The sequence below is a fragment of the Pseudomonas sp. 05N434 genome (assembly GCF_056396965.1).
Genome location: NZ_JBFTMK010000250.1, coordinates 1 through 6,961 on the forward strand (window position 1 = coordinate 1; position 6,961 = coordinate 6,961).

8 protein-coding genes and 2 riboswitches are annotated in these 6,961 nt (G+C 61.5%); of the genes, 4 read left to right on the plus strand and 4 right to left on the minus strand.

Features of this window, described 5'->3' with window-relative positions; translation table 11 throughout:
- Together AC1DLB_RS16775 and nfuA are read left to right on the plus strand one after the other, a co-directional pair.
- Window positions 1–1,585 (plus strand): fatty acid cis/trans isomerase (locus tag AC1DLB_RS16775; RefSeq protein WP_477785304.1); only part of this gene is annotated, 1,585 nt, incomplete at its 5' end.
- Window positions 1,586–1,691: 106 nt separating this feature from the next.
- The gene (gene nfuA, locus AC1DLB_RS16780; protein WP_007946504.1) at window positions 1,692–2,276 is read left to right on the plus strand and encodes a Fe-S biogenesis protein NfuA; all 585 of its coding nucleotides are present in this window, start codon (window positions 1,692–1,694) and stop codon (window positions 2,274–2,276) included.
- Between the two features lie 204 nt (window positions 2,277–2,480).
- Here the strand turns inward: nfuA and cobM are convergent, their stop codons facing one another.
- From cobM to AC1DLB_RS16800, 4 genes are all read right to left on the minus strand, one after another.
- Window positions 2,481–3,227 carry a precorrin-4 C(11)-methyltransferase gene (gene cobM, locus AC1DLB_RS16785; protein WP_477743949.1) on the minus strand — a complete coding sequence of 249 codons (747 nt, stop codon included), beginning with the start codon at window positions 3,225–3,227 and terminating at the stop codon, window positions 2,481–2,483.
- A gap of 82 nt (window positions 3,228–3,309) precedes the next feature.
- Complete coding sequence (locus AC1DLB_RS16790) at window positions 3,310–3,723, minus strand: cobalamin biosynthesis protein (protein WP_064617086.1); 414 nt, start codon at window positions 3,721–3,723, stop codon at window positions 3,310–3,312.
- Window positions 3,720–4,424, minus strand: coding sequence for a CbtA family protein (locus AC1DLB_RS16795; protein WP_018927646.1), 705 nt, complete (start codon window positions 4,422–4,424; stop codon window positions 3,720–3,722). The genes AC1DLB_RS16790 and AC1DLB_RS16795 overlap by 4 nt, the downstream gene beginning before the upstream one ends.
- A gap of 11 nt (window positions 4,425–4,435) precedes the next feature.
- Window positions 4,436–4,639: a CbtB domain-containing protein gene (locus AC1DLB_RS16800; RefSeq protein WP_018927647.1), complete on the minus strand. Its 204-nt coding sequence runs from the start codon at window positions 4,637–4,639 to the stop codon at window positions 4,436–4,438.
- Window positions 4,640–4,761: 122 nt separating this feature from the next.
- Window positions 4,762–4,989: riboswitch (cobalamin riboswitch) on the minus strand.
- 256 nt (window positions 4,990–5,245) lie between these two features.
- Window positions 5,246–5,458, plus strand: a riboswitch (cobalamin riboswitch).
- Between the two features lie 102 nt (window positions 5,459–5,560).
- Between AC1DLB_RS16800 and cobW the strand changes: the two genes are divergently transcribed.
- Window positions 5,561–6,628 carry a cobalamin biosynthesis protein CobW gene (gene cobW, locus AC1DLB_RS16805; RefSeq protein WP_026286539.1) on the plus strand — a complete coding sequence of 356 codons (1,068 nt, stop codon included), beginning with the start codon at window positions 5,561–5,563 and terminating at the stop codon, window positions 6,626–6,628.
- A gap of 3 nt (window positions 6,629–6,631) precedes the next feature.
- The coding region (locus AC1DLB_RS16810) for a hypothetical protein (protein ID WP_477785305.1) at window positions 6,632–6,961 on the plus strand (330 nt) is incomplete at its 3' end.

A 6,961-nucleotide genomic window follows, 5' to 3' on the forward strand; every position in this document is an offset into this window, starting at 1 on the left:
CAAGGACGGCGAGCCGGGGCATTTCTTTCAGTGGGTACGTTCGCGCACGCCGACGGGGCARCCCATCGACCTGATCAACACCCGCCGTCCGAATGATGATCCGGGCACTCAGGTCTATTACCGTCTGTGGCCGGTGCAAGGCGTGATCGTGCACAAGACCCACATCACCTACCCGCTGAGCGCGGCGAAGATGGCGCGGATCAAGAGCCTGTTTTACAACGGTAACTGGCAGGTCAACGCGTTACCGGGCTACGGGCCGGAGCGGCGGGCCAATCCGTTTGCCACGTTCGAAGCGATCCCGGCCCAGGCGCGTTACCAGTTCATGCTCGATAACGCCGAATACTTCGTGCGTACCTTTATTCGCGGCCCGGTCTGCCGGGGCCAGATCGCCACCGACGTGATTCGCGACAACTTCTGGGCACTGTTCCAGGCCCCGGAACATGACCTTTACATCACCGACCCGAAATATCGTGGCAAGGCTACGCCGTTGCTGGCGATGCCGGGGCAGAACGATGACGTCGGCAGTGTCCTGAGCCTGTGGCACGACTACCGCAACAAACGCAACGAATATGAGGCCCTGCGCCGGGACAGCTATGCCGACTTGCCAGCGCCGAGCTGGTCGACCCTGTGGGCCGGTAATGACAATGCGTTGCTGAGTATCTTCCGGCATTTCGACAGCGCCTCGGTGACCAAGGGCTTGATCGGCGATGTGCCGCAGACGATGTGGCTGTTCGATTACCCGTTGCTGGAACGCACGTATTACCAGTTGGCGGTCAACTTCGATGTGTTCGGTAACGTGTCCCATCAGGCCCAGACCCGGCTGTACTTCGACCTGATCCGCAACGGCGCCGAGCAGAACTTCCTGCGCCTGATGCCGGCCAGCTCACGGGACGGCTATCTCGACGATTGGTACCAGAACAGCGGCAAGTTCAAGATGTGGCTGGATTACGAGGACATCGACAACGACAAGCCGACGGCGCTGACGCTGGACGAAAACGACCCGAAACGCGATTTCGCCTTGCAGCTGCTGTCCCGTTACGGCGAACTTAATGCCAGGCCCGATCCGATCAACCGCTGCGACGGCGCTTACTGCTCGCGGCCGAACATCGATCCGGCGTTGCAGAACGCCGAGCAAGCCTTGAGCCGCCTGACGTCGCGCCCGGCCGCCGGTTTGAAAGTCATCGATCAGTTGCCGGAGGCCACGATGTTGCGCATCGAGACCCCAAGCGGCAAGCGCGAGGTCTACAGCCTGCTGCGTAACCGCGCCCACAGCAACGTGGCGTTCCTGCTCGGGGAGTCGCTGCGTTATCAGCCGGGGCTCGACACGTTGACGATCTATCCGGGTGTTCTGAGCAGCTACCCGAACTTCATGTTCAACATTCCGGCCGGGCAGGTGCCGGCGTTTGTCGACGATATGGAAAATGCCAAAGACGCCGCGAGTTTCGAAAAAATCGTCGAACGCTGGGGCATTCGTCGCAGTCATCCGCAATTCTGGCAGTATTTCCATGATCTGAGCCGGTACATCCACGACACCGACCCAGTGGAAGAGGGCGTGCTGGACATGAATCGCTACGAGAATCTCTGAAATGCCTGCAACCCGGTGTGGGAGCCACAGTTCCCGACAAAAATACTAGGACTTTGTGCGGCGCGTCGATTGGCGTAAACTGCGTCCAAGCCTGCGAGGAGTTTCCATGACCGCTATTACCATTACCGACGCCGCCCATGATTACCTGGCCGATCTGCTCTCCAAGCAGAACACCCCGGGTATCGGCATCCGCGTCTTTATCACCCAGCCTGGCACCCAGTACGCCGAAACCTGCATTGCCTAYTGCAAGCCGGGCGAAGAAAAACCTGAAGATACAGCGCTGGGGCTCAAAAGCTTCACCGCYTAYATCGAYTCGTTCAGCGAAGCRTTYCTGGACGATGCGGTRGTCGACTACGCCACCGACCGCATGGGCGGCCAACTGACCATCAAGGCGCCAAACGCCAAAGTCCCGATGGTCAACGCCGACAGCCCGGTCAACGAGCGCATCAACTACTACCTGCAAACCGAGATCAACCCGGGGCTGGCCAGCCACGGCGGTCAGGTCAGCCTGATCGATGTGGTCGAAGACGGCATCGCCGTGCTGAAGTTCGGCGGCGGTTGCCAGGGCTGCGGCCAGGCAGACGTCACCCTGAAGGAAGGCATCGAGCGCACCTTGCTCGAGCGCATTCCCGAGCTCAAGGGTGTACGTGACGTGACTGACCATACGCAGAAAGAAAACGCCTACTACTAAGGTGTTCGCTGCGACATAAAAAAACGGTGCCCGTGAGCACCGTTTTTTTATGGATGATCGATAACCTGTGGCGAGGGAGCTTGCTCCCGCTCGACTGCGAAGCAGTCGCAATCCAGCCGATRCATTTTCCCGTGATGAATGCGTTGGCTGATTTTGGGACCGCTGCGCGGTCCAGCGGGAGCAAGCTCCCTCGCCACAAGTGCTTCAGGGTCTGTATAGGTGCGCATGCCCCGCGCGATACAGCGACGATTCACTGAAGTGATCGCTGCCCAGCACTCGACCCACCAGAATCAGCGCCGTTCGGCGAAAGCCCTTGGCTTGTACCTTCTGCGCAATGTCTTCAAGCGTTCCCACCACCCAATCCTGATCCGGCCAGGTCGCCCGGTGAATTACCGCGATCGGGCAGTCGGCGCCGTAGTGCGGCAGCAATTCGGCAAGGATCTTCTCTAGATGATTGACCCCCAGGTGGATCGCCATGGTCGCCCCGTGTTGCGCCAGGCTGCCCAGTTCTTCGCCAGCGGGCATGGCGGTCTTGTCGGCGTAACGGGTCAGAATCACGCTCTGTGACACGTCCGGCAGGGTCAGTTCGGCCCCCAAAAGGGCCGCGCAGGCGGCGGTGGCGGTGACGCCTGGAATGATTTCGAAAGGGATGTCGAGTTCACGCAAGTAGCGAATCTGCTCGCCGATCGCGCCGTACAGACTCGGGTCGCCGGAGTGCACCCGGGCCACGTCCTGGCCCTTGGCATGGGCGGTCTTGATCAGCTCGACGATCTGTTCCAGGTGCAGTTCGGCGCTGTTGACCACCTGTTCGGCCCGGTGGCCTTCCAGCACGGCGGCGGGGACCAGGGAGCCGGCATAGATGATGACCGGGCAGCTACGAATCAGCCGCTGGCCTTTGACGGTGATCAGTTCCGGGTCGCCGGGGCCGGCGCCAATGAAGTAGACGGTCATCGTCGTTTCCTGTCAGAAATAGGGCCTGGGCATGCTTCAGATGAAGAATGCTCATGATCGAAGGCGGGGATTATCGGGGATTTTACGCGGCGCTGGCCAATGCCAAGGTGGCCTGGGCGTATTTTTGTCGTGGAATCAGCAACTTTGCCGGTGCCTGGGCCAATTGTTCGGCCAGGGCCAACGCAGCGCTTTCCGCCACGCCGTAGCAACCGGTGCGTTCAAACGCGATGTCCGAGTGGTGGCTCAGTTGTGCTTGATAGGTCGCCAATTGTTCGCTGCTGAAGTACATCAGCGGCAATGCCAGCTGTTCGGCCAGTTCGATCAGGCCAGGTTCATCGCGCTTGAGGTCGATGCTGGCCAGGGCCTTGATCTCACGAAGCTCGATTTGATGGGCCTGTAACGCCTGATCGAGCAGCGCCCGCAGCGTGCTGACGGGGCAGCCGCGCTGGCAGCCCAGGCCGACCACCAGGGTCGGCACTGTGCCGTTTTCAGTCATGCGCTGTAATGGCCATCGCTTTTGCGGCGGAACAACCAGGCGCTGATCAGGCCCAGGGCCAGCCAGAACGCCACGTTGGTCAACTGCGAAGCGATTTTGAATTGCGCTTCCAGGGCTTCCGGCGCCAGCATCGAATGGACTTCCGGTTGTGGTGCGCCAATCACATGCGGCACGGCCAGGATCGCCACGCCGAGCGCTTTCATCAGCCAGTGACGGCTGAACACGATCAACGCGATGCCGACGGCCGTGGACGCGGCAGTGCCGATCCACCAGATTTGCCGTTGCGCCAGATCAGCCGCGGCAGTGCCCGGCAGCTCAGGCGGCAGGCCGAGAGTCGGAGCCARCACGAACGTCGCATAACCGGCCAGGCCCCAGAGCAGGCCCTGAGAGGTTTTGGTCGGTGCGCGCAGGGTGTAAAGACCGGCGAGCATCAGGGCGAAACCGACGGCTACCACCAGGTTGCCGCCGGTAGTGGACAGCACGCGCTGCCAGCCGTCTTCCGGTTCCCAGGCTTCGGCATCGTGGGTATGAGCGACTGCGCCCGCGGCGTGCTCGTGGATTTCAACAGCAGCCGGCTCGGATTTTTCGTAGGTCTCGGCCTGCAAAATCAGCGGGGAGACCCAGAAGCTTTGCAGCAGGGTCAATAGCAGGGCGGCCAGCAGCCCGGTGAAACCTGCGGTTTGCGCAATACGCTTGATCATCTCAGCAGGTCTCAATGGCACGGAAAGGCGGAGCTGTGACGGGTATCGTGCGCGGCGTTGTGCACCGCTTCGATGTGCGAGAAACCGGCGAAATACACAAGGCTGGCGCCAAGGATCGACGCACACACGGCGGCGGTCAGGCGTTGAGTCAGGGTCGTGGTGGTGCTGGCGATGCTCTTGTCGGTGTTGCTGGCGGTGCTGCTGATGATCGTCATGGCGCTTCCCTCTGGTCTGTCAGCGGGTGAATAGAGCGCATGAAAATCTCCGCACGCCAAGGGCTCGCAGAGATTTCGAACAGCGCCCGCCCACCGCGGGTTTGTTATTCAGTGAACGTAAAAGTCACTTTGTGTTGCGGGCCGGTCTCCGGGCTCGCGAGGGGCTGGGCTTGCGCCTGGACCTGCAAGCATCACCTTCCCATGCCATATGACCGGCACAGTGGATCTGACGCTTCACTCGCTTACCGTTGCGGGGGCAGCACCGGACTGACATGGCTTTAGAGTAAAGCACATGATTCACCGGTTTCCCGTTTCACCCTGTGAAGGGCACCCGTAACAAGGCGTGTAGGAGAGCATGGGCGAGGGCGGGGAGTCAATTGGCAGGGGTTCTCACTAACACCCAATATCTGTGGCGAGGGGGCTTGCTCCCGCTCGAGCGCATAGCGGTCTCATCGGATTCATGCGGTCTGTCTGTAAGATTTGCAGTGCATGGTTTCACGACTGCTTCGCAGCCGAACGGGAGCAAGCTCCCTCGCCACAGGCAAGCCCCCTCGCCACAGGTGATCGCATTCGCCGACAAGACATTGACCCGCCCCCACACGATGCGTAGCCTTGCGCTTTCGAGGTTCTTCGGCGTCTGTCGAAGCTAAGAAGGGAACGCGGTCGATGCCGCGGCTGCCCCCGCAACTGTGAACGGTGATGTTCGCTGCCACGCCACTGCAAACCCTGTGCAACGGGTTCGCGGGAAGGCGCAGCGAATGCCGGGCCAACGCCCGGCGCACCGTCAGCCAGGAGACCTGCCTCGACACAGATTCTCACTTTCAACCGGGCGGGGTGATCCGGTGGCGAACTCTTCAGGCACGCGCGCCCGCGTTGCCGGTTGTCGTCCCGTATGCCCGCCACCTTGCCAAAGGGCATCCGATGAAAACACTGGCCAAACTCCCCGTCACCATCGTTACCGGCTTCCTCGGTTCGGGCAAAACCACCTTGCTGCGGCACATGCTCGACAACGCCCAGGGCCGTCGCATCGCGGTGATCGTCAACGAGTTCGGCGAGCTGGGCATCGACGGCGAGATCCTCAAGCAGTGCTCAATCGGCTGCACCGAAGAAGAGGCCAGCGGCCGCGTCTACGAGTTGGCCAACGGCTGCCTGTGCTGCACCGTTCAGGAAGAATTCTTCCCGGTGATGCGCGAGTTGGTTGCTCGCCGCGGCGACCTCGACCACATCCTCATCGAAACCTCGGGCCTGGCCCTGCCAAAGCCTTTGGTTCAAGCCTTCCAGTGGCCGGAAATCCGCAGYGCCTGCACCGTTGACGCGGTGATCACCGTGGTCGACAGCCCGGCCGTCGCTGCCGGCACTTTCGCTGCATTCCCGGATCAAGTGGACGCCCAGCGCAAACTCGACCCGAACCTGGACCACGAATCGCCGCTGCACGAACTGTTCGCCGACCAACTGGCCAGCGCCGACCTGGTGATTCTCAACAAGGCCGACCTGATCAGCGCCGCAGACCTGGCCCGCGTGCGCCTGGAAGTCGCCGAAGAGCTGCCACCGGCGGTGAAAGTCATCGAAGCCAGCAGCGGTCGCTTGCCACTGGACGTGCTGATCGGCCTCGGTGCCGGTTCCGAAGAACACATCGACAGCCGTCACAGCCATCACGATCATCACCATGAAGGTGAAGACGACCACGATCACGACCATGACGCGTTCGACTCGATCTCGATCGAGCTGCCACAAGCCGACGAAAGCCTGCTGATGGACGCGCTGACGCAACTGGTGGTGCAGCACGGTATTCTGCGGGTCAAGGGTTTCGCGGCGGTGCCGAACAAGCCGATGCGCCTGCTGATTCAGGGCGTGGGCACGCGTTTCGACAAGCACTTTGACCGTCAGTGGGGCGCCGAGGAAGCGCGCACCACCCGTCTGGTGTTGATCGGTCAGGCGCTGGACGCCGTTCAACTCGAAGCGCAATTGCGCGCTGCGCTCAGCGTTTAACCCATGCACCTGCTCAGGACCCAGCCCGGCGGTTTCGTGTCGGATGACAACATTGCCGACCTTGGACAAACCCCCGCCGAGCTGGTGATCCTGTGCAGCGGCGATTCCAGTCTGGCGTTGCTCGCCGAGGCGGCGCAGCAGCTGCCCGACGATTACCCGAGCCTGCGCCTGGCCAACCCGATGCAGGTGCAGAATCACGCCTCGGTCGATCTTTATGTCGACGAAGTGCTGCGCCACGCCAAGGTGATTCTGATCTCGCTGCACGGCGGCATCGCCTATTGGCGTTACGGCATCGAGCGTCTGGTGGAATTGTCCCAGCGCGGTGTGCAGTTG

What these genes read in the sequence shown, in the direction of transcription:
- cobM (WP_477743949.1), bottom strand. Translation starts at nt 3,227, where the DNA reads ATGACCGTCTACTTCATTGGCGCCGGCCCCGGCGACCCGGAACTGATC.
- AC1DLB_RS16790 (WP_064617086.1), bottom strand. Translation starts at nt 3,723, where the DNA reads ATGACTGAAAACGGCACAGTGCCGACCCTGGTGGTCGGCCTGGGCTGC.
- AC1DLB_RS16800 (WP_018927647.1), bottom strand. Translation starts at nt 4,639, where the DNA reads ATGACGATCATCAGCAGCACCGCCAGCAACACCGACAAGAGCATCGCC.